Source organism: Lysinibacillus antri (genome assembly GCF_003977595.1).
Classification (GTDB): domain Bacteria; phylum Bacillota; class Bacilli; order Bacillales_A; family Planococcaceae; genus Ureibacillus; species Ureibacillus antri.
The window spans coordinates 36,621-60,376 of sequence record NZ_RYYR01000011.1 but is presented as its reverse complement, the minus strand read 5'-3'; the positions used below and the strand labels follow the sequence as shown (position 1 = coordinate 60,376).

At 35.5% G+C, this 23,756-nt stretch carries 20 protein-coding genes; 13 read left to right on the top strand and 7 right to left on the bottom strand.

Annotation, left to right across the window (positions count from 1 at the left end):
• Positions 1 to 229: 229 nt before the first annotated feature.
• Complete coding sequence (locus EK386_RS09975) at positions 230 to 2,152, bottom strand: right-handed parallel beta-helix repeat-containing protein (protein ID WP_126659017.1); 1,923 nt, start codon at positions 2,150 to 2,152, stop codon at positions 230 to 232.
• A gap of 176 nt (positions 2,153 to 2,328) precedes the next feature.
• Here EK386_RS09975 and EK386_RS09970 point away from each other — a divergent pair, with 176 nt between their 5' ends.
• From EK386_RS09970 to EK386_RS09935, 8 genes are all read left to right on the top strand, one after another.
• Positions 2,329 to 3,450 carry an AAA family ATPase gene (locus EK386_RS09970; protein WP_126659016.1) on the top strand — a complete coding sequence of 374 codons (1,122 nt, stop codon included), beginning with the start codon at positions 2,329 to 2,331 and terminating at the stop codon, positions 3,448 to 3,450.
• Positions 3,451 to 3,479: 29 nt separating this feature from the next.
• Positions 3,480 to 4,835 carry a VWA domain-containing protein gene (locus EK386_RS09965; RefSeq protein WP_126659015.1) on the top strand — a complete coding sequence of 452 codons (1,356 nt, stop codon included), beginning with the start codon at positions 3,480 to 3,482 and terminating at the stop codon, positions 4,833 to 4,835.
• Between the two features lie 76 nt (positions 4,836 to 4,911).
• Positions 4,912 to 5,745: a DUF2785 domain-containing protein gene (locus tag EK386_RS09960; protein WP_126659014.1), complete on the top strand. Its 834-nt coding sequence runs from the start codon at positions 4,912 to 4,914 to the stop codon at positions 5,743 to 5,745.
• A gap of 18 nt (positions 5,746 to 5,763) precedes the next feature.
• Positions 5,764 to 6,318, top strand: a complete 555-nt coding sequence (locus EK386_RS09955) for a hypothetical protein (protein ID WP_126659013.1) — start codon at positions 5,764 to 5,766, stop codon at positions 6,316 to 6,318.
• A 74-nt stretch (positions 6,319 to 6,392) separates the two neighbouring features.
• Positions 6,393 to 6,611, top strand: a complete 219-nt coding sequence (locus EK386_RS09950) for a hypothetical protein (RefSeq protein ID WP_126659012.1) — start codon at positions 6,393 to 6,395, stop codon at positions 6,609 to 6,611.
• 291 nt (positions 6,612 to 6,902) lie between these two features.
• Positions 6,903 to 9,608 (top strand): aconitate hydratase AcnA, encoded by a 2,706-nt coding sequence (gene acnA, locus EK386_RS09945; RefSeq protein WP_126659011.1) that lies wholly within the window; start codon positions 6,903 to 6,905, stop codon positions 9,606 to 9,608.
• 266 nt (positions 9,609 to 9,874) lie between these two features.
• Entirely contained in the window at positions 9,875 to 12,118 is a 2,244-nt protein-coding gene (locus tag EK386_RS09940; protein WP_126659010.1) for a 5'-nucleotidase C-terminal domain-containing protein, read from the top strand.
• A gap of 331 nt (positions 12,119 to 12,449) precedes the next feature.
• Positions 12,450 to 12,719, top strand: coding sequence for a hypothetical protein (locus EK386_RS09935; protein WP_126659009.1), 270 nt, complete (start codon positions 12,450 to 12,452; stop codon positions 12,717 to 12,719).
• 135 nt (positions 12,720 to 12,854) lie between these two features.
• Here the strand turns inward: EK386_RS09935 and EK386_RS09930 are convergent, their stop codons facing one another.
• The 4 genes from EK386_RS09930 to EK386_RS09915 all read right to left on the bottom strand — a co-directional run bounded on the left by EK386_RS09930 (position 12,855) and on the right by EK386_RS09915 (position 15,642).
• Complete coding sequence (locus EK386_RS09930; RefSeq protein WP_126659008.1) at positions 12,855 to 13,955, bottom strand: serine hydrolase domain-containing protein; 1,101 nt, start codon at positions 13,953 to 13,955, stop codon at positions 12,855 to 12,857.
• A 27-nt stretch (positions 13,956 to 13,982) separates the two neighbouring features.
• Positions 13,983 to 14,558, bottom strand: a complete 576-nt coding sequence (locus tag EK386_RS09925; RefSeq protein WP_126659007.1) for a TetR/AcrR family transcriptional regulator — start codon at positions 14,556 to 14,558, stop codon at positions 13,983 to 13,985.
• A 329-nt stretch (positions 14,559 to 14,887) separates the two neighbouring features.
• Positions 14,888 to 15,181, bottom strand: coding sequence for a YxcD family protein (locus EK386_RS09920; protein WP_126659006.1), 294 nt, complete (start codon positions 15,179 to 15,181; stop codon positions 14,888 to 14,890).
• Entirely contained in the window at positions 15,169 to 15,642 is a 474-nt protein-coding gene (locus EK386_RS09915) for a hypothetical protein (protein WP_439331227.1), read from the bottom strand. Before EK386_RS09915 ends, EK386_RS09920 begins: the two co-directional genes overlap by 13 nt.
• A gap of 236 nt (positions 15,643 to 15,878) precedes the next feature.
• On the opposite strand from EK386_RS09915, the gene EK386_RS09910 reads away from it, so the two are divergent.
• The 3 genes from EK386_RS09910 to EK386_RS09900 all read left to right on the top strand — a co-directional run bounded on the left by EK386_RS09910 (position 15,879) and on the right by EK386_RS09900 (position 18,267).
• Positions 15,879 to 16,142: a YhdT family protein gene (locus EK386_RS09910; RefSeq protein ID WP_126659005.1), complete on the top strand. Its 264-nt coding sequence runs from the start codon at positions 15,879 to 15,881 to the stop codon at positions 16,140 to 16,142.
• Positions 16,142 to 17,587: a sodium/pantothenate symporter gene (gene panF / locus EK386_RS09905; RefSeq protein WP_179966024.1), complete on the top strand. Its 1,446-nt coding sequence runs from the start codon at positions 16,142 to 16,144 to the stop codon at positions 17,585 to 17,587. Before EK386_RS09910 ends, panF begins: the two co-directional genes overlap by 1 nt.
• Before the next feature lie 101 nt (positions 17,588 to 17,688).
• Positions 17,689 to 18,267, top strand: coding sequence for a transcriptional regulator (locus EK386_RS09900; protein ID WP_126659003.1), 579 nt, complete (start codon positions 17,689 to 17,691; stop codon positions 18,265 to 18,267).
• 97 nt (positions 18,268 to 18,364) lie between these two features.
• Here EK386_RS09900 and EK386_RS09895 read toward each other — a convergent pair whose 3' ends face one another.
• Together EK386_RS09895 and EK386_RS20205 are read right to left on the bottom strand one after the other, a co-directional pair.
• On the bottom strand, positions 18,365 to 18,736 hold the full coding sequence (locus tag EK386_RS09895; protein ID WP_126659002.1) for a nucleotide excision repair endonuclease: 372 nt from the start codon (positions 18,734 to 18,736) through the stop codon (positions 18,365 to 18,367).
• Positions 18,737 to 18,945: 209 nt separating this feature from the next.
• The gene (locus EK386_RS20205) at positions 18,946 to 19,110 is read right to left on the bottom strand and encodes a hypothetical protein (RefSeq protein ID WP_158674405.1); all 165 of its coding nucleotides are present in this window, start codon (positions 19,108 to 19,110) and stop codon (positions 18,946 to 18,948) included.
• A 167-nt stretch (positions 19,111 to 19,277) separates the two neighbouring features.
• Here EK386_RS20205 and EK386_RS09890 point away from each other — a divergent pair, with 167 nt between their 5' ends.
• Both EK386_RS09890 and EK386_RS09885 read left to right on the top strand, forming a co-directional pair.
• The gene (locus tag EK386_RS09890) at positions 19,278 to 19,703 is read left to right on the top strand and encodes an acyl-CoA thioesterase (protein WP_126659001.1); all 426 of its coding nucleotides are present in this window, start codon (positions 19,278 to 19,280) and stop codon (positions 19,701 to 19,703) included.
• A 262-nt stretch (positions 19,704 to 19,965) separates the two neighbouring features.
• Entirely contained in the window at positions 19,966 to 23,736 is a 3,771-nt protein-coding gene (locus EK386_RS09885; protein WP_126659000.1) for an AAA domain-containing protein, read from the top strand.
• The last annotated feature ends 20 nt before the right edge of the window (positions 23,737 to 23,756 follow it).

Here is a 23,756-nt window from a genome sequence, read left to right as displayed (position 1 = left end):
AACACCAAAGATTGAGTGAGGTACTGGTTCTAAAACGTTCATTGTCTAATATGTCAACGTGTCATTCTCTCATAGAAAATCCTTTTCGAACACTCATATTGCTACATTTAGAGCATTTATCCATTACCGCATTAAAGTGAGACTTTAAGCAGTGTTGTTTTCAAAAAATCCATTGTTATGTACAAACCCCCCACCATAAAAAAGAGGAGGGGGAGTTTAATGATGAATATTAACAGTCTAATTGTTTGATGAAGCTATTATTTTCACTATAGTACACATCACCGCATTTATTTTCAATGACTGTATTCGTGATTTCGATGTTCGAAAAGTTGACTGCTTGTACATTATAGCGTGATTTATTGTTTCGAATAATACTATCCGAGACATATACGTTTGATCGATTTTGGGCGTAAAGATCGGAAAGGGCGCCTTCTGTCAGTTGTACACCTTTGATATCTAAGGTTGACTCATAATCCACCCATATTTGATGTTGAACGTGTTTTGAAATAAAACAATCTTGAATAAATACTTCACTGTGATTTTGAACATATAAGGCATGACGTTTCCCATCAAAGATTTCACTATTTTTGATGATTAAGGAACTATCATTTACGACGAGTTGAGACAATTCATTACGAAATAGTTGACAATCAATTAAGTAACAACTTGAATTCCGTAAAATTTTCATGCCATACGAATGCCCATTATACACTTGGCAATTTTCAAATCGCGCTGTCGATTTATCACATACTTCTATTTGTACGTTATGACTATCGTAAAATTGACTGTCAATGGCCGTTATTTCACAATCATTTACGATAAATAAACTTTTCCCATTAAACAATTCACATTGCACAATAAAGAGTTTGACATCCGACTTACATGCAATATGTGGCATTTCATTATTATAAAATCTACATGTATCAACATCAACCGTAGAATTAGACATGGCTAATATTCCGTTTCCTACATTATGGGATACGAGTGATCTGAAAATCGTGAATTCCGATTTAAAAACGGTGATGGCCGAATTTTGGTTTTGGGTGATGTCACTTTCAACGATGGTACAACTACTACTATGCTCAACGCACAATCCAACATGATACCCTTTTTTAATGACACATTTTTTCATGGAGCAAATGGCTTTTTCAATAAGCCAAACTTGAGAGGCGCGATGATTTTGTATGTCAACCTCATAAAGATTTACAATGGATTCCTGACTAATTTTAACCCCATGACTTTCCCCATCCCCAATCGAGCTTTTTACAATGTTTAAGCGAGATTGTTTCAATACTTCCACGCTACTGTTTTTATGATTTATAATATTACTATTCGATATTTGGCCTTCACATTGTCCTTGAATGGATATGCCAACATCTTTTCCGTTTTCAATATTGCAATTTCTTACAATTAAATAGCTAGCAACACCTGAAATTTGCGCTTCAGTATTTTCTCGAATTGTAGTGGCTTGTAACGATGCTTCACTCTTCTGGATGATGTGTACGCCCATTCCATTTCCGTTTTCAATGACGCTTTCATGATCATAATATTTTGAATGGTCCACAACCACTTGTGTACTTGTCTGATGATGAAGGTGGACATTTCTTGATTGTAATAGGGATTGATTTTTTAAAAGAAAACCATGCTTTGCCTCAAACAATTCACTTTTTTCAATACACACTTGTGAGGATTCGGAAAAAATATGAGCCTTTCCATTCTTTTTAAACGTACATTGTTCGAAAATCGCTTTACTATTATTAATTAAAGATACGCCCATGTCTTTTGCTTTTTCAAATTCACAATTACTTGCATTCAGTTTGCCGTTATCTACTGTTATTAGTACATCAGATCTTCCGCCAATAAATCGGCAATTTTGTAATACGACATCGCCCTCAACATACATTTGAGTTGTTGGAGAAATGGTTAAATCGTGCAGAGCAACTGTTACATTCTTTGGGATAATTAGTAATCCTTCAATGATCGTTTCCTCATGTTTATCGCCAGCAAGGACCATATTTTTTTCAAAACGAACGGATTCTTTATAAAGTTTCGGTTTTAGTTGAATGAAATTTCCTGATTTTGAAAATTGTATCGTTTTTTGTATTGTTTTCACATTTGAAAATAACTTTGAAAATATTCCACTAATCGCCATGTAGGTGCCTCCTCTTTCAAACAATCAATACCTCTATTCTCACTAAAAAAGGCGAATCTTAATCGCATAGATTAGAAAAAACACCAAAAATTGGTGAAAATATAGACTGATTTATACTAAAATGGGTTTTTGTTGCACATAATTACTATAATGAATGAAAAAGGAGATTACCCGGTATGGATCAAGAAAGACTGAGGCAAATTGTAAAGTCGTTAAACGCGATGTTTTACGATCGACACGATGAGATAGAGGCATTAATCATTGCTTTGTTATCACGTCAACATATTTTATTTATTGGCCCGTCTGGAACAGGGAAAAGTGCATTATCGAGTATGATTGGGAAAATTGTAGAAGGCAGTCATTTTTTCCAACATTTATTAACTCGCTTTAGTACGCCCGATGAAGTCTTTGGACCGCTCTCGTTAAAAGAATTAGAGCAAGGGATTTATCAACGCAATACGAACGGAATGCTACCTGAAGCTGATTTTGCATTTATAGATGAGATTTTCAAGGCCAATTCTGCAATCTTAAACGCATTACTTACATTAATTAATGAACGAATTTACTACAACAATGGTCAGCCAATTATTTCACCATTAAAGACATTAATTGCGTCCTCAAATGAATACATTGAAGAAGGTGAAGGTCTCGAAGCGTTGTACGATCGTTTTTTACTACGCTATGACGTTCAATATATTCGTGAACAAGAAACCTTTCTTGCTATGTTAAAGGATGACTCTTCACAACAGGTTCCAACGATTACGTTAGATGAACTATATTTGTATCAAAAACAGGTGGAACTCGTTCACATTCCAGATGCAATTTTTTCGAGTTTAGCAACGATTCGAAAAGAATTAATTAATATAGGTATTCGCCCATCAGACCGTCGATTTAAGCAATCCCTTTCATTATTGCGTGCAAAAGCTTATTTAAACGGAAGAATGAAAGTGAAACGCGATGATTTAGTTCTCTTAACGAATGTATTGTGGGAAAAAGTAGAAGAACGCGACCAAATTACAAAAATCATTTATGAAATTGTTGATGATTCAGTCGATACGTTTATTGAACGCATTAGCCCGAAGTTTGAAACGCTGATCATGGATATTGAACATTCCATGATGGAAAACTCCATTGCTGCAAAGGAATCGGTAGGAGATTTATTGTTGCAGGGAAAATCCTTATATTTAGAAGTTCAAGAATTAACGATTAAAATGCCTAACCGTCAAGAATTAATTGAGCTAAAAAATAACATGCACAAACGACTTCTTGACATGACGAAACAAGTAATTGGCTTTTAACTAAATCGAGAAATTAAAGATTTAGGGGGATGGTTCGGATCTATAAGCAAAGTGAATATATACTAGGAAAATATACAATTTCTATAATAGATGTTTCGATTGAAAAAATGACTCAATTTAATGAATTACTTTCTTATGCGAAAACGCTTCGCTCCCTTTGTGAAGAAGGGGAGAAGTTCTTTAATGGATTTACGAATTTAGTCGGAGATATTTGGTCTAGTTTTTATAGACCTACATTTGAATTAAATAATTCTTTCAATATGAATTTTCATTATCAATTTATTGAAAGAATGCTTTTAACAAATGAATATAACAATTGGAAAAAGCTAACGCAATTAGATGAGTTGTTATCCCTGTTAACAACGGAATTTTTTGTACAGCGTATCATTTCGTACTTTCAAAATTCTTTTCCGCCAAATGTGAAAACCTCCAATCCGTTGAATCACTCCAAGATCAAACAAAATGTTATGAAACAATTGCTTACGAAAGAAATTTCAAGATACCTTAATTATAGTAAAGATGCCGCCATTGATCTAAAAAAGTCCATTGTTCAAGTAAGTAAAATGGACGGTAAAAATAAACAACCTGCTATAAAAGATCAACTACTCCTTGCAAAAGAATTGCAAACCCATTCAACATTAAAACAAATTGCCGAACTCACTGGAAAACTAAAACCCATTGTACAAATAAAACAAAACTTTGTGGATCATTCCATTTCAATTAAAAACATTGTGCCTGGTCATGAAATCCAAAATTTAATCCCCTCTGAGTTGGCGAAATATTCTTTACCTGCATCAAAGTTAGATTTTTTAAAAAGATTAGCTGAACGTCAAGCGTTGCAATACGATTATAAAAACAAGAATAAGGGGAAGGGACCCATTGTTTTTTGTGTGGATGAAAGTAGTTCAATGAGTTCCATTAGAAATGAATGTAAAGCCTTTTGTATGGCATTATTAATGATCGCGAAAAAGCAAAAAAGGGATATGGTCATCATCCCTTTTGCAAATGATACTGGGGAAGTCCATCTATTTAAAAAGGGACAGTCAACTATAGAACAAATTATTTTGTTTTGTAACAGTTTTTTAGGTGGGGGTACGAACTTCGAAAAGCCTTTAAAGTATGCTTTAGAGGTAATTACTACGAGCGAATTCAATAAGGCAGATCTATTATTTTTAACGGATGGTTCAAGTTTTTTATCGAAACATTTTATTGAAGAATTTAATCGGTGTAAAAAAAGGAAAAAGTGTGAATGCATTAGTATTATTTTGACAAATTATTTTAATGCGGTCGACAAATCCATTGTCCAATCTTTTTCTGATCAAGTAATTGAAGTGAAACATTTATTTGAAGCAACTGACGTCTTTTCGATTGGAAAATCCTCTTAATTCATATCCTTTTGTAGCAAAACAACTTTGAGAAGTTTACAATGAAAAGAGTTTCGCTTTTTTAGGAGGATTTTCATTGAAAACTACTTTAGAAAACATTTTAAATATGAATGTAGAAGAACGACAACTTTACCTAAATCAAAATGGGGACGTGTTAATTCAAAACATGTTGTTACATATTGGCACACCAGAAGATGAATTGCGTGATAAACTGAACTATCGTTTATTTATTGAGTTATTGTCACAACAACAATTTACACAAACTCAGATGAAGACCATTACGACGACATTAATTAATTCGGATTTTTTATTTTCATCTATTAACGAAAACGAATCCGATCATGTGTTTACGAGATCCTTTTCTGCGCTTTGGTTAACAGGCCTACTACATGCTGATCGTCAATTACAGTTTTTATCAAAAGAGCAAGCGTTGGACGTCTTAACGAGTGGTTCACGTTATATGAGTCGAGAAAAGGACGTGCGCGGCTTTGTAGCAGAAAAAGGGTGGGCACTGGCGATTACTCACGGAGCGGATTTAGCAACAGCCATTATATCGCACCCTGCTTTTGAAATTCGTCTTGCTCCAACGCTATTACAAGGTGTAAAAGACAGCTTTTGGAAAGGGTCTGTTTATACAAATGATGAAGATGAGCGTTTAGCAGCAATCATTATGAAATTAATTGAAAAAGATTATCCAGTAGAAATATTAATCGAATGGGTAGAGCAAGTCTTTGATAAATTACAATTTTATTTAATGGAAGTCGGTTATACACCTCACTATTTTGTAGCTCGAACAAATACGCTTAATTTTATGAAAACTCTTTATTTCACGTTAAAGTTTTCACAAAAAGCGCCTGAACTAAAGGGTGTTGTTTCATTACTTATTGCAAATTGGATGAAACAATCGTAAGGGAACGGGGTGGTTTTTATGCGAAGTCGATTTACACGGATTTTATTATTTGCAGTCCTCGTTATTGTCATTGGCTATTTATTTAATGCATATTTTGTTCATTTTACCGGTGACGGCAAGGATTCACCTGAAAAAGCTTTACCAAAGGATGCAGACTATGAATGGATTGAGGGGCCAAAATCTGATAAAGAACATCGCTATTTCTTTTTATCAAACGGGAACTACTTTGGAACTGGAATGGTTACGAAAAATTTAAAAGGGTGGAGCGCGGGGGATGGTGTTTATGCCGAACTACCGAAATCACTCGATGATAATACAATCAAAAGTGCCCATTCAGATCGTAAAATTTTATATGGATTGATTAAACCTAAAGGAAAAATGAAAGTGCTTGTAAATGACAAAGAAGCACAATTAATTGAACTAACTACATTATCAAAAGACGTCATTGATTTATATAAAGTAGAGGGTTATTCCATTTGGTATATCGATTTATCTAATTTAGACGATACTGAGAAATTCACAATCCAAGTGGTTGATGAAAAAGATAACGTGGTAAGTGAATTAGTAATATAACCGGTATTCATTACTATATAATAAAAGGTAATGGCACGTTTTTTGTAGAACTTTTCAACAAAGGGGGTTTTTTTATGGCACAATATTTAGTGAAGTTTTTTTCAGATAGTAACGAAATGATCGGAGAAACTTTTATCGAACAAGATAATCCAGATTTAGTGGTACTTGATGCAAAAAGTTTATTAATTGACCCATTTATTGAAACAAAAACAGCAGACGGTGATATTGAAGTCATCTTAAGTTCGAAAGTAGCTAAATTTCGAATTTTAAAGAGTGAATATTTACAAGTCTAATAACTACGAATTTGCACATCATAAATTTGATGTGCTTTTATTTTTGTCGTATATAACTTTTTTAGAAAGAGGTTATTCGCTAGACATTGTAATAATTAAGGTTTAAAATAACGTTCGGACTGTACACTGTATGCTATATTAATTGCATAGTTAAATACTTGGTTATAAAAATAACTTATCACAAAAGATAATATTAATGTAATTTACTTATGTATATTTTTAGGGTATGATGTGTATTGGAGAAAAGAGCTAACTGATCTTTTTCGAATTTTAATTAGGGGGATTACAAAAATGGCAAGTAATTTACACAACAGCCGTTCTTCATTCGAAGTTAATGGTAAAACGTACAACTATTACCGTTTATCTGCAATCGAAGAAGCTGGCGTAGCAAACGTATCACGCCTACCATACTCAATTAAAGTATTATTAGAATCTGTATTACGTCAATATGATGGATATGTAATTAAAGATGAACACGTAAACGAATTAGCAAAATGGGGTGCTGATGCGAATCCAGAAGCAGAAGTACCATTCAAACCATCTCGCGTAGTATTACAAGACTTCACTGGGGTTCCTGTAGTAGTTGACTTAGCTTCTTTACGTTCAGCTATGAAAGAATTAGGTGGAGATCCAAATAAAATCAACCCAGCGATTCCAGTTGACCTTGTAATTGACCACTCAGTACAAGTTGACAAATACGGTAATGCTTCTGCATTACAAGCGAACATGGATCTTGAGTTCGAACGTAACGCAGAACGTTACAACTTCTTAAAATGGGCTCAAACTGCATACGATAACTTCCGTGCTGTACCTCCAGCAACAGGTATCGTTCACCAAGTAAACTTAGAATATTTAGCGCCAGTAGTTCACGTTAACGAAAACGCTGATGGCACTTTTGAAACATTCCCAGACTCAGTAGTAGGTACTGACTCTCATACAACAATGATCAACGGTATCGGTGTTCTTGGATGGGGTGTTGGTGGTATTGAAGCTGAAGCAGGTATGCTTGGTCAACCTTCTTACTTCCCAATTCCAGAAGTTATCGGTGTTAAATTAACTGGTGACCTTCCAAACGGAGCTACTGCAACTGACTTAGCATTAAAAGTAACTCAAGTATTACGTGCTCGTGGCGTAGTAAACAAATTTGTTGAGTTCTTCGGTCCTGGTGTATCTAAATTACCTTTAGCTGACCGTGCGACAATCTCTAACATGGCTCCTGAATATGGTGCTACATGTGGTTTCTTCGCAATCGATGAAGAATCATTAAACTACATGCGTTTAACAGGTCGTGACGAAGAGCATATCGCTGTAGTAGAAAACTACTTAAAAGCAAACAGCATGTTCTTTGATCCATCATTAGAGCCTGTTTACACAGACGTTTTAGAAATTAAATTAGACGACATTGAACCAAACCTTTCTGGTCCAAAACGTCCACAAGATTTAATTCCACTTTCAAACATGAAAACTCGTTACCACGAAGTAGTTACTGCTCCAATGGGCGTACAAGGTTTCGGTTTAACAGAAGAGGAATTCACAAAAACTTCAACTGCTAAATTTGCAGAAGGTGATGTAGAAATTCCTGCAGGTGCAGTAGCAATCGCAGCTATTACATCTTGTACAAACACTTCTAACCCATACGTTCTTTTAGCTGCTGGTTTAGTAGCGAAAAAAGCGGTAGAAAAAGGAATCAAACCTGCGAAATGGGTAAAAACTTCTTTAGCACCAGGTTCTAAAGTTGTAACTGGTTACTTAGAAGATTCAGGTTTACAAACTTACCTTGACGAAATCGGATTCAACACTGTAGGTTATGGTTGTACAACATGTATCGGTAACTCAGGTCCATTACTTCCAGAAATCGAAGACGCGATCAAAGAAAAAGACCTATTCGTAACTTCAGTTCTTTCTGGTAACCGTAACTTCGAAGGTCGTGTACACCCACTTGTAAAAGCTAACTACTTAGCTTCACCACCATTAGTAGTTGCTTATGCTTTAGCTGGTACTGTAGATATCGACCTACAAAACGATTCTTTAGGTAAAGACAAAGATGGCAACGATGTATTCTTCGCTGATATCTGGCCTTCAACTGAAGAAGTTAACGAAGTATTAAACCGCGTAGTAACTCGTGAATTATTCCAAAAAGAATATGAAACAGTATTTACTGCGAACGAAAAATGGAATGAAATTGAAACATCAACTGAGTCTCTATACACATTTGATGAAAAATCAACTTACATTCAAAACCCACCATTCTTCACTGGTCTTTCTAAAGAGCCAGCACCAATCCAAGGTCTTGACGGATTACGTGTAATCGCGAAGTTTGGTGACTCAATCACAACTGACCATATTTCTCCAGCTGGTGCGATCGGTAAAGATACGCCTGCAGGTAAATATTTACAAGAAAACGGTGTTGCAATCCGTGACTTCAACTCTTATGGTTCTCGTCGTGGTAACCATGAAGTAATGATGCGTGGTACATTTGCAAACATCCGTATCCGTAACCAAGTAGCTCCTGGTACAGAAGGTGGATTCACTACTTACTGGCCAACAGGTGAAGTTGAATACATTTACGATGCATGTATGAAATACCAAGAAAACGGAACTGGTTTAGTAGTATTAGCTGGTAACGACTACGGTATGGGATCTTCTCGTGACTGGGCTGCTAAAGGTACATTCTTATTAGGTATCAAAACAGTTATTGCACAAAGCTATGAGCGTATCCACCGTTCTAACCTTGTAATGATGGGTGTATTACCACTTCAATACTTACCAGGTGATTCTGCTGAGTCTTTAGGCTTAACAGGTAAAGAAGAAATCTCTGTGAACATCACTGATGATGTAAAACCACGTGATATCTTAACTGTAACTGCGAAAGCTGAAGATGGAACAGTGAAAGAGTTCAAAGCTCTTGCACGTTTCGACTCAGAAGTAGAAGTAGACTACTACCGTCACGGTGGTATCCTACAAATGGTATTACGTAACAAAGCTCAAGAAGCATAAGAAAAGTGTAGAGCATAAAAGCAAGTTGACTCGTTCAACTTGCTTTTTTCTATGTATAAAACGTTATAAGGAAAGAAATATTCTTAAAAGAAGGTGAGGGTAACAATACGAAGCTAGTACAACATATAGTTCAAAAGGTTTAATTTACAATAATTACATAAACTTAACAGCAAACTATTAGTGTTTTACAATTAATTCTAGTAAAATTCTACATAGGTTTCATTTATCGCAATTTTCTAAAATAGTAGATTCGGAGGGTTTAATTAATGAAAAAATTACAAAACCGAAATAAAATGTTAGGTGCTACAATCGCCGCTACTGTCGCAGCATCTGCATTCGCAATCGCCCCAGTAGGAGCACAAACGACTACTTTTAAAGATGTTCCTTCTACACATCCTCAATTTGATGCTATCTCGCTATTAGCTAGCCAAGGGATTATTTCAGGTTTCCCAGACGGCACATACAAACCAAATCAATCTCTTACTCGTGGACAAGCAGCCATCATTATTGCAAAGGCATTAAAACTAGATTTAACGAATAGTAAAGATCTTACATTTACAGACGTACCAAAATCTCATCCTTATTACGCTTCAATTGCTGCATTATCGCAAGCAGGACTCCTTGAAGGGAAGGATCAGACTTTTAAAATTAATGACAATATTACACGTGGAGAAGTGGCGAAATTAATGGCACTTTCCCTTCAGCTACAACCGAAAAATACCGATGCACTACCATTTACAGACGTACCTGCTGACTATGCTCCATACGTAAAAGCATTACTAGATAATGGGATTACATCAGGAACTTCTGAAAAGACATTTTCAACAGGTCAAGGTGTAACACGTGGGCAAGCAGCCGCATTTTTAGTTCGTGCTCTACAAGCGATGACAACACCAACACCACAACCTACTGAACCACCAAAAGAAGCAAATGACAATACATTTGAATTATCCATTCTCCATAGTAATGATACCCATGCGCGTGTAGAAAATGCGCCAAAACGAGCGACGGCAATCAAAGAACAGCGCGCCAAAAATCCCAATTCATTATTACTAGATGCTGGTGATGTATTTAGTGGCACACTGTATTTTAATGAGTTTCATGGTGAAGCAGATCTAAAGCTTATGAATTATATGGGCTATGATGTGATGACATTTGGAAATCATGAATTCGATTTAGGTTCAAGTCAAGAAGGACACCAAGCATTAGCAGACTTTATTAAAGCAGCTGAGTTTTCATTTGCCTCATCCAATGTTGTTTTTTCTGACGATGCGAAATTTACTGGATTATTCAATGATTTAGTTTCAAGTGAGCCAGAAAAAGGAAAAATCTATAGCGGTATCGTCAAAGAAATCGATGGAGAAAAAGTTGGAATCTTTGGTTTAACAACTGCTGAAACAGTGGATATTTCTTCACCAGGAAGTGTGAAATTTGAAAATTATATTGATGAAGCAAATAAAGCAGTAAAAGCATTTGAAGAGTTAGGTGTAAATAAAATTATTGCACTTACTCATATTGGCTATGATGATACTGCTGCAGTTGATAACGATGTTGAATTGGCAAAAGCGGTGGAAGGTATTGACTTAATTGTCGGTGGCCATACGCACACAATGCTTGAAGAACCAGTTGTGATTGATAAAAATGCAAAAGGCGAAGAGAAGGATGCAACACTAATCGTACAGGCGTATCAATATAGCGATTATTTAGGTACTTTAGATGTCGTATTCGATGAAGAGGGAGTAGTCGTTGAATATGCTGGTGAACTAATTAAACTAGGTGAGTATGCCGATGATCCAGGAGCACTGGAACTATTAAAGCCTTATAAAGAAAAAGTACAATCTGTTCAAAACAAAGAAATCGGTGTAACGGCTACATCGGTTTTAGAAAATCCTCGCGTATCCGATGAAGGCAATACAACAGGGGCAAGTGTACGTAAAAATGAAACGCCACTAGGAAACTTAATTACAGATGGGATGCTAGCAAAAGCGAAAAACTATACAAAAAATGAAGTCATTATGGCAATTCAAAATGGTGGCGGAATCCGTGCTAGTATCGGAGAAGGTCCTATTACAGTTGGGGAAGTCATTACGGTTTTACCATTTGGAAATACTTTAGCATTAATGGACGTGACTGGGGCGGAATTAAAAGCTGCATTTGAAACATCTGTAGAAAAATACCCAGAAGAAAGTGGGGGCTTCCTACACGTTTCAACTGGTACAAAAGTTCAATTTGACTCTTCAAAACCTGCTAAGTCACGAGTAGTAAGTATTTCGTATACAGATGCATCTGGAAAAGAAGTGCAAATTGAAGATAATAAAACGTATACAATTGCTACAAATGCCTTCACTGCAAAAGGTGGAGATGGCTATGATATGTTTGCAAAAGCTTATAGTGAAGGTCGCGTAACCGATTTAGGATTATCAGACTGGGAGAACCTTGAAGAATATCTTAAAACAATGAAAGAGATTAAACCAGCTACAGAAAACCGCATTGTGGATGTAGCAAAATAGAATTTAAGACTAAAGTTGGGGATGTCCAGAAAGTACTATACTTTCTGGACATCTACGCTTCTAATGATAAAATATCGCTAAAAAGCTTTGCTCCTGCGGTAGTAACAATAAATTGTCACAATCCTCGTCGCAAAGGAGAACGTCCAAAAATGCCTTTTTGGACGTTCTCCTTTTTTATGACTAAATTTGGTTGATTTCACATAAACTTCATTAACTTTTGAAAACTTTAAAATTTTTGTTGAATTAACATTGTACTGTTAATAAAATAGAAGAAATATACTTTTATTAGTAGTGGATAATAAAAAAATCTATCGAAAATATAGGAGGATACATGAAGAAAAGATATAGTATTTTAGCAAAGTTTCGAGATGGTCGATACTTTTACTTAAACTTCAATGATTCAAAGATTTTGGATTGTTTAAAAGAAGTTCCTCCTCCACAAGGATTACTAGCCATTGCAACATGGCCCATTTATACTCAAGCAGAAATCGAATTTTTTGTAGAATTAATCAATGGCAACATTAGTTACTATCACTTAAAAGATCGACTAACCGAAATAAGTGAAACGGTCATTTTTGATAAAACAGAATTAGATTATTAGACGAAACCAAAAGTACTAGTACTTTTGGTTTTTTATAAAAATTTTGACACCTGTTAATACAGGCGTCATCTTTGAATGATAGTTTATTATATCCTTTATACAAATTAGGTTCCATTTTACAGTTACCAGTTTCTTTTACAATAATACTTCAGATTTTTTTATAGCTTTTAAAATTTTATCAGCAATTTGAAGCATTAACTTTATCCCTTTTTGCCCATATCCCGATTGATTTAAGGTACCGATGATATAAGTATCCGTCACTGGATGATAAAACATAAACGAACCAGTAGAACCAGCATTTCCCCAAGAATTATATTTTGCTGGCATTAACAGAGGAATCGTTTTAATGTTCATCACTCCATATCCATAATCTATTCCTAAAAAGAACTTACCACAGTCATTTTTCATCTTTTCGATCGTTTTTTTCTGTAATAACTGATAATGAACGAGTGCTTTCATAAATTTTAACAAGTCACCAGTTGTGGAAACGATACCGCCCCCAGCATATACGGAGCTTCTCATACTTTGGTAATGCGTAACATTAATATTACGCATATATATCTTGGCTATTTCGTATGGACTTTCTTCTAATGGTTTCATGCGAGAGAAATGTGAGTGCTTCATACCTAATGGTTCAAATATATTTTTACTAAGGACTTCATGAAAGGAAAGTCCTGTAATCTTCTCAATAATTAAGCCTAATAGATGATATCCTGTATCGGAGTAGTGGAATCTTTCTCCTGGAGGGAAGTGTGTTTTCAAATTTTCCTTAGCCCATTGGATTACTTCCTGTGGGGTCCATGTTCGATTCGGGTCATCAAGAATAAGGTCTACAAATGCTTTTCCCTTTACCGGTTTATCCTCAAAGAAATCATGTAAGCCCGAGGTGTTATTTAATAAATGTTTGATTTTTATTTCGTGTGTATAATCTTTTCCTTTATAAATATGCAAATTATTTAATATATCTATCTCTAAATACTTAGAAATTTTGTCTTCATACGAACAGTGCCCCTGTTCGATTAATTGCGCAAATAGAACAGATGTAAATAGCTTACTAATACTTGCAATGTAAAATGGCTGATCTGGGTGGATTGATTCTTTTCCAGTATTCATACTGAAGTCAATACGATACTTTTCAGAGTGAACACGTAAGTAAGCGTTATGGATTTTTAAATCTTTTTTTACTTTATTTTTAAAGAATTGTTCAATTTCGATTTGTACCTTTGTCTTCTCCATTTACCCATCTCCCTTAATTTTTCTCCGCTATTTTATTTCGCCTTTACGATATCGGGTAGCCATAATGACATCCTTACCAACACTATTTAACATTTGGATGATCTTCTCTTCATCAAAATCATCTGGAAGCAGACCATTTACATCCATTACCGAAAGACCCAATTGGAAAACTTGCATTTTAAACAAAATTTCTGCTAGTTCTTCTTCTGAAAAGACACTTAGTGAGGTTGATTCTTTCATCTGTTCAAAAGTGTTTATTCTTGAAGGCTGTATATTTTTTAAATAACGATTGCTATTCATAATGAGGTCTTTAAACAAAACACTGTACTCTCTAGCAAACTTTATACTTGCAATACCAATATTGAGAAAGGGATCAGAACTGTATTGTGTCTTTAACATTTGCTGTGCAATATTGTGGATCCGAACTAAAACGGCCTGTTTTAACTCTTCTATCTCTGTAAAATTTACATAAATAGGAGCAGTAGAACTTCCTAATTTTTCGGCTACTTTTCTCACTGTAATGCTGTCGATACCTTCTAACTTTGCTATGTCAAAGGCTGCATCAATGATAGCTTCTTTTGAAAATTTTGTTTTTGGTGGCATGTAACTTACTCCTAAACTTTCATTAAATAACAGTTGTTATATATCGTACGTTACATAAAATTTCCTTATTTGTAAATAGGTTTTTTCGAAAAATAAAAATGAAAATTTGTGATATTTTGAGATGAAATGGGGATTCACTTCGATTTAGCGCGGTCATAGCATGGAGAAGGGGACTTTGTAATGAAATATGTACTTACTATGAAGGGGAATCTAAATACTGAACTAAACTAAAAAAGGACTTAGCATTATGAACTAAGTCCTTTTTGACTAATAATAAATACTTACTTTAGCTGTTTTTGGAGCTGGACGAGCCGCTTTCGCTTTTCTTTTTACCACTCAATTTTTGCTATGATTCCTTCTTCATCGTGTAGGTCCAAAACGATGCGAGCTGCAATAGAATCTCTTCTTAGTTGTTCATCAATATATAATCGAATGGCCGTAATAAAGTTTACGGTGTTATAAACATCCATTTGGCCATTTACATAGGCTTCAGCAGTAAATCCTGCCGCATCGTCATACATTAATTCTATTTCCACATCTTGTGGTTGTACACGTTTGAATTTGGCATGAAAGATACATAAAGCATTGATCACTTCTTGTTCTGATAAAATTATCTTTTCCAACTGTCTGTTACCTCTTTATCCTTTTTACGTTTCATCATTTGATAAATTTTCATCCCTAAGAACACAATTAACAGAATAGCTGCTGCATTGATCGCAAAGCCTAAAATGTTTCCAATTAGCCCCATGTCTGAGAATAAGCTACCAAAAAGTAAACCAGCTAGTCCTCCAATAAATAGCCCTTTCATTAAGCCGCCAGATGTAAAACCACCTTTTTTCGTAGTAGTACCCGTCGTTGATTTATTTGTAGTCGTTGCTTTGTTTACATTTGTATTTGTTCCTGAATCGTTGTTTTGGATATTGTTGTTTGTCGTACCTGTGTTGTTATTGTAACTTTTCTTCCCAGACTTGTACTTTTTCGCTTCAACTGTTTGCACGTCATCGCTAAGAATAACTGACCCTAAACTTGAGAACGCTAAAGTAAACGCAAATAAAATTGCTGTAGCTATTTTCAATATTTTCACTACTAAATCCTCCATTCTAAAATAATCCATTTTTTACACGTACTCTATTATTATAACAAAGATTAGGGGTATAAAAAAATAAATACTCTAGTTAACGATAGTATGTTGGTTTGCAGTGAACTAATACGATGGTACATGAATCAAAAGTATGTAAGTTCTTCCATTTCCATCATCGATAATGCTATGATAATAAAGTTGTTTTTATACTAAAATAATTTTGGAAGGGTGAAATAGTTTTGCAGGATAAACGATTCAAAATCGCAAACCGTGAAGCATTAATTGGCGTCGTACTCGTACTCATTAATTTTGCGATTTGGTTTGGGTTTGCATATGGATTAGGAAATGGTGATCCAAAAGATTATACATATTTATTCGGTTTTCCCGCTTGGTTTTTCTATAGTTGTATTGCCGGAACCATTTTTATGATTGTTTTGATTTGGATTACAATTAAACTATTTTTCAAGGATGTTTCTTTTAGTGATGAGGTGGATAAAGAATGATTCAATGGCAAGTCATCATTCCGCTACTCATATTTCTAGTCATTATTTTTGGTATCGGAATATGGGCAAATAAACAAATACGGACATCCAGTTCTTTTTTACAAGAATATTTCCTCGGTGGACGTGAAATGGGTGGCTTTCTCCTTGCTATGACCATGATGGCTACTTACGGCAGTGCCTCTAGTTTCATTGGAGGTCCTGGGGTTTCCTACAATTTAGGTCTTGGTTGGGTACTCCTAGCAATGGCTCAACTTCCTGCAGGATATTTTGTGTTAATGGTATTAGGGAAGAAATTTGCCATTATATCACGTCGATATGAAACCATTACATTAATTGATTTTTTAAAGAAACGATATGAAAGCAATGTTGTCGTGATCATCTCTGCTATTAGTATTATTGTATTTTTATTTGCCTCCATGACAGCGCAATGGGTAGGAGGTGCACGTTTAATTGAGTCGTTAACTGGACTGAATTATACAGCTGCGCTAATAATTTTTGCCGTGACCGTATTAGTGTACGTGATCATTGGGGGATTCCGCGCAGTTGCACTAACTGATGCATTACAAGGGTCGATTATGATTATTGGGACAGTGATTTTATTAATCGGAACCATCGTTGCAGGTGGGGGACTAGACACAATCATGAATTCATTAGCAAATGAAAATCCAAACATGTTGACCCCATATGGTGCGGATGGATCACTAACCCCTCTTTATGTATCGACATTCTGGATCTTAATTGGTCTAGGTGTCATCGGTCTACCACAAATCGCGGTCCGTGCAATGAGCTACAAAGATTCGAAAAGTTTACACCGCGCGATTATTATTGGCACGATCGGTATTGGGACAATTATGTTTGGGATGCATTTAATTGGGGTTTTAGCACGACCTGTTCTTCCAGGAGTAGAGGTAGGGGATAAAGTAATGCCATTATTGACTTTAAAGGTATTGCCCCCAATCTTAGCTGGAATTGTCCTTGCTGCTCCAATGGCTGCCATTATGTCTACTGTCAATGCATTGTTAATTTTAGTTAGTTCAACCGTTGTGAAAGATATTTACTTAAATTTTATTAATCCGAAAGCAACAGAAGCACAAATTAAATCCCGAAGCTTTTATGTCACGACAATTATTGGATTAGCCGTTGTATTTTTCGCACTTAAACCACCTGAATTTTTAATTTGGTTGAATTTATTTGCTTTTGGAGGATTAGAGTCTGCCTTTTTATGGTCGGTCATCTTTGGTTTGTATTGGAAGAAGGCGAACAAATATGGAGCCATCGCATCCATGATCAGTGGGCTAGCTCTTTATATCACAATCCACCTGCTCTCACCACATATTTTCGGGATGCATACGGTGACTTTACCAATCCTTTGTTCATTCATTATTTTTGTTGCCGTGAGTTTAGCCACACAACAAAAAACAGTTACTGTTCACATCGAAAAATAGTATGGTTTCTATTATAGATTTTTTATATAATGATAATATTGAGAAGTTTAGGGATTTTCTAGTAGGGAATGACCAAAAAGAAAAAAAGGAGGTCATTTCAGTTGTCGAATAAAGCAAAAACTCAGTACAATGGAATGATTTTATTAACGGGCTATTTACAGCGTTTATTCGTAGTAGAGACGATCTATCAGCGACTAAAAGTACCTCATGAAGCTGAACGACTAGAGCAAGTAAAATTTCTAATTGATGAAACCCATAAAATTTTACCTGTTTTCGAAAAGACCAAAATACTGACAGAAGTTCAAAGAGACGAACTGCATTTCATTTTACGCCAAATAGAAAATTTAATGGCAGACTACTTTAAAGAAGCGCCTGTTTCCTTTAATGAAAAACTAGCCATCGCGGGTTCTTCGTTATATGCTGAACAACATGTGAATAAAGGGATTATTCGTTTAGGGGAAGTGTTTAACCAAGAAATCAACAAAGATTTTCATAAACGCATTCAATTTTATGAACAACGAACAAAAATGATTGATTATTTAGTGCACACGTTAGCAGAAGGGAAAGAGCCAGAAGAACAGTTTATGAAACCTGTTGAACCATGGTTTGATAACGTGATGCAAAACAAAGAACTTATTTTAAAAGATATTAAGCAAATCGAAAAAATGATTGAGATTTAGTAAAAGGGTATGGGGTTAAATTTGACTCCATACTTTTTTAGTGAACAAAAAAGGGGGCATCCGAAAAGTGATTTTCGAACGCCCCATTGAACAAAGTTTAATAAAACACCTTGTCCACATTATATTTCGCACGAAGGAAATTGATCGCATACGTTTCGTAAATTTCACGTTCCATTGCATCTTCCACTTCATACACTTCAATTTTATAAATTTCATCGCGATGATTTTTCATTGGCGATACATTATCTTCAAAATGTTTTTTGATCCGTTGACGAATTTTACGCGCTTTCCCTACAAATAATACTTCATTTGCTTTATTGTAAAATAAGAAAAACCCGCCTTTTTCACGCGTAATTTTATGAAAATCAATAAACCCATGATACGGTGTGATTGGCACATCGCCTTCTTTTAGTTCTTGCTGACGTTGATAAATAACAACATCTGGTTTTGGTAATTCAATTTTAATCAACTTATGTTCACGTCCTTCAATTGTCTAGAGTTTAATCCTACCATAATTCCCAATCAATATCTATAACTGTATTCACACATCATATTATCGCCAAATATGATCTGTATTATTATTTTCATTGTTCTTCCGTTTTGTATAACAGAATGAAAAATATATAGTTCAAAAAAATTAAAAGTGTTTAGGTATCGGCTCCTAAACACTTTTATCAGTTATAATATTGTGAAATCATCCGAAATTTCCATATGAATTTGTTCCGTATTTTCATTTTTTAATTTTGGATCATATGCAATTAGCGTAACCCCTAGTCTTTCTTCTAATTCAGTTAGTTCCTTTAATTGATCATGGTTTAATTGTGCAAATTTTACTTTTTCCATCATCCACACATCCTCATTTAAATTTAACAAAAGTATGTGAAAAATAAATGAGCTTCATACAATGCTTAGATTCCCGATAAGAAAGCTTAATTAAGCATGACAAATTCAGAGCAAATTGCCACACATCATTTATTTTTACGCTATAATTACTTTTGAGGTGAAGGTAAATGTTTGTCAGTGAAAAACAAATCGAAATCCGCTATGCCGAAACAGATCAAATGGGTGTGGTGTATCATGCGAATTATTTAATTTGGATGGAAATTGGCCGTACGAAGCTTATTTCCGACTTAGGATATAACTATGCAGGGCTAGAAGAACAAGGATACATTTCGCCTGTATTAGATGTATCTGTTCAATACAAAAAAGCGATGCGTTATGGACAAGTAGCTACTGTTCGTACATGGGTTGAATCCCATTCAAAACTTCGTACAACATACGGGTATGAAATTTTACACGAAGATGGCTCGCTCGCTGCAGTTGGTAAGACATTACATACGCTAGTGAAAAAAGACAATTTCCGCCCAACGCCATTAAGTAAAATTGACCCGGTGTGGGATGCAAAATACGCAGAAATTGCAAGAATTAACAACTAACAATGACTCAGGCTAGCACCGTTGCTAGTCTGTTTTATTTTTGAATAATTACGAAACTACACAGTAGGCGATTATCTTGTTATAATGACGTTTGTGAATACTTTATCATCATTCAGCTGGGTTCAAACCCAGCTAAATGATGATAAAGCCCCAGGCGGATGTCACGGATTTTGTAAGGAGTTAATTGTGCAAGCACAATTCAAAATCCGGACGCAATTACGCCAAGGCGAAATTGATTTAATTAAGATAGAGGAGGGTGTTCATGGTACAAAAAATGGTAGCAAACGAGACGGTCAAATGCTTTATCGTGTTAACCAATACAGCTCGGGAAGCAATAAAACAACATTTTCAAGATGAACATGCCTTTTTCAAATTACAAAATCCATTTACCGTTTATATAGAAAAATTATCGATTGAACAAACTTCCATTTCTTTAACCCTTTATTTTGATAATAAGCGTAACGTCAATCTAGCAAAAAAATTCGGTGGCCGTGTCGTCATTATGGATTGTGCCTTTGATCTTAAAAATGGTTTAGTTGCCAAGAGTTTTCGAACGAGAGGGGCCCGTACCCCCATAGAAACGAATCGACGTCAAAAAATGCGGATCAACCTTGTTCCTTCACGGATTAATGGCCATACATATCCAGAGGCATTTATTTCAACGATCGCCCAATTACCTGAAGCGAAAGAACGTTTTGATTATGTCAACAAACGAATTACAAGCTGGGAAGGTTATTTAAAAGTTTTATATAAAAATGCGTCTATTGATGATATTGATGCAACATTTAGTTCGGTCCAATACAGTCAAGACTTCTCGAAAGTGACATTGCGTTGTAACGGAATCGATGACAAACAGTGGAAGCAACTAAAAGGATTAAGTGCTTATGTGAAAGGGTATAACCGAGAGATTGGGGAAGTCACAAAGGCGAATCGTCAAGACCATACTGTTGTAATCGAACTTAATGCAAAGGTTGCAAAACTTGTTCGTAACAATGAATTTGACTTTTCAACGGAATATATCTCCTTTAGCAATGCGTCAACGAAATCCCAATTGAATCGCTTACTAAAAGGGTTTGAACGGTTAAAAGAAGGGTTAGCAGCCAATGCCAACCTCGAAACAATTTTATTTGAGGATCACCCGACCATTGCAGAGCGAAAAACCGATGTCGACCTTGAATTTCATAATAACTTAAATGAATATCAACGGGATGCTGTCATTGGTGCAGTAAGTGCAGAAGATTTATACGTCATTCAAGGCCCCCCAGGTACAGGGAAAACGACGGTTATTTCGGAAATCTGTTATCAAAATGCCAAAGCCGGTTTAAAAACGTTAATTGCTTCTCAATCCAACCTAGCTGTAGACAATGCGCTAGGTCGTTTATTGTCCAATAAAGATATACGGATTTTACGCTACGGACGCACCGAAAGCATTGAAGAAGAAGGCAAGAAGTTTATCGAAGAAAATGTGGCTGATTATTGGAAAGCACAAACTTATGAAGCGATCACGCACGAAATTAGTCAGCATCAAACGAAGGAACAGCAATTAAATGATGAAATTCAACAATGTACAGAAGAAATTGGCTCGTTAAAAGAAAAAGAACAGCATCTTGAGGAGCAAATAATCGAGAAACAACAAGCACAGGAAAAATTAAAGAACATCACAGTTGAAATTGCCGAACTGAAAAAACAAATTATTCCACTTAAAAAAGAACGAGAAAAAGTAGAGGAATCGATTGAAAAACTCCGCAATGCCCAAGAGAAAATAAATACTAGATTGAACGAACTAACGAACCAAATTTCTGCAATCGGTTCAATAGAAAATAGCGAAAAACAAATTCAATTCGCACAGGGAAAAATAGCGAAATCAAAACAAGTGGTACAGTTTGTTCAAGTAGATTCCAAGCTTCGTCAAATACAGGGCGAAATTACTACCATCAACAATGAATTGCAGCAAATTGAATCTAAAACAAATCAAATCTCGGAACTCGTCGATCAAATTGCATCCTTAAAAAAAATATATGAGCTTGAACAGTTTATCGAACAACACCAAATTCGCCGTGGTTATGTGTTAAGCCAGTTGTTTTCGGATATGGATAAGCTTTCTGGACAAATCGATCAGTTTAAATCGTTAAAAGACATAACAGCCCGTCTTGATAAGGCGATGGAGTATAATCGAACAACTTTAGGGATACAAGTACAAGTTTCCCAACTACCGCCTAATCACCAATATTCACTAAATGAGATTAACGAATTTTTAACGAAATTAAGTCACGCCATTGCGCAGAAAAAAATTAACGCATTAAACGGGACTCGTTCAATTGAAGGGTTATATGCTAGAAAGCTGTACTTAAATACGTTAGCCGTTCGTTATCGTGCACTCATTGATGAATCGATTCTAGTTTTTACGAAAATTAAAGAAGAAGTAACCGATCAAATTATGCAACAAAATGGGATCAATCATTCCGCTGTTGATAGTTTGCGCATGAAAAAAGCAAATTTAGAACAAACAGCCAACTCCTATAAAGAACAACTAGCAGCCATTGACCCACCAGACATTATCCCATCAGAGGATGAATTGGCGTCAATTATTCAAGTATTAAACGAAGAAATTCATACACATCACGAAAATAAAACAAAACTTGATGAGTTGAATCAACAATTGGAGAAAAAAACTTCAGAACTCGAAAGCGTTACGAAAGAGCTCGTACATGGGGAATCGGTGTTAAAAGAATTTATTCTTCAGTTAAAAGAGTTAAACGGCACTGGAATCCGACTCGAAAAAGAATATGAAGAAACCGAACAACTAACAAAGCAAAATCCGGAATTAGAGCTTGAAAAGACGAAAGAAATGATCCAAAACCTAGAAGCAACTATTGAAAAGTTGAACTTAAAAATTGACATGCTTCCGGTTGCGCAACAACTTCAAGTGGAATGGAAAGCTTTACTTGAACAAGCAACTGAACACGATTTGGACGAAATTCGAAAACTGTACGTGAAACACGCAAATGTAATAGGAACAACATGTGTTGCTTCTGCCAATAAAGAGTTTATGGACAACTATCCAATTTTCGATGTGGTCATTATCGATGAAGTATCGAAAGCAACACCACCGGAACTTTTACTGCCGATGTTAAAAGGAAGGAAAATTGTGCTAGTAGGGGACCATCATCAACTACCTCCGTTAATTGGAGATGATACGTTTGAAGAAACATTAGAAACGGTCATTAAAGAAAGCGATACGTTTGAGCAAAAGCGTGAACTCGAAAAATTATTAGAAGAGTCGCTATTTGAACGTCTTTATAAAAACTTACCGTCCTCGAACAAAAAAATGCTGGCACTTCAATATCGAATGCACGAAAACATTATGCAAACGATCACACCATTTTATGAAAGTGAAAATGAATCACTTAAATGTGGCTTAACGGATTCCGATGCGATGCGCGATCATAAATTAGAAAGTCCTCTAATTAAACGAAGCGAACATTTACTGTGGATTGATCTGCCAAATCAACCTTCCTACTTTGAAGAACGAATGAAAGAAGGAGCTAGTTTATTTAATGAAGCTGAGTTAAACACCATTCGTACGATGTTGCTTGATTTAAATAAAGCGACAGAGCAAGCGAAACAACAAGGCTTGATTGAAGAAAAGGCATTAAAATCAGTGGGTGTTATTAGTTTCTATGCTGAACAAGTAAAAAGAATTAACCGCTTAATTGAACAAGAGCTTCACTTACCACATTTACATATCCGAACAGGTTCTGTCGATAAGTTCCAAGGGATGGAAATGGATGTTATTTTAGTAAGTATGGTCCGCAATAACGATAACAAACATGGAGATATTGGGTTTGCGAAAGATTATCGACGTTTAAATGTTGCCTTGTCACGCGCGCGGGAGCTGTTAGTGTTGATTGGCAGTACAGATATGTTTACGAAACGTCCGAAAAAAGAAGAGACGAAGCAAATGTATCGCCAATTATTGTCCACAGTAAAATCTCAAAGTGGCTATCGAGATCTCGTAAGCTTCACTTCATAAGTTCATTTGAAAGGAAATCA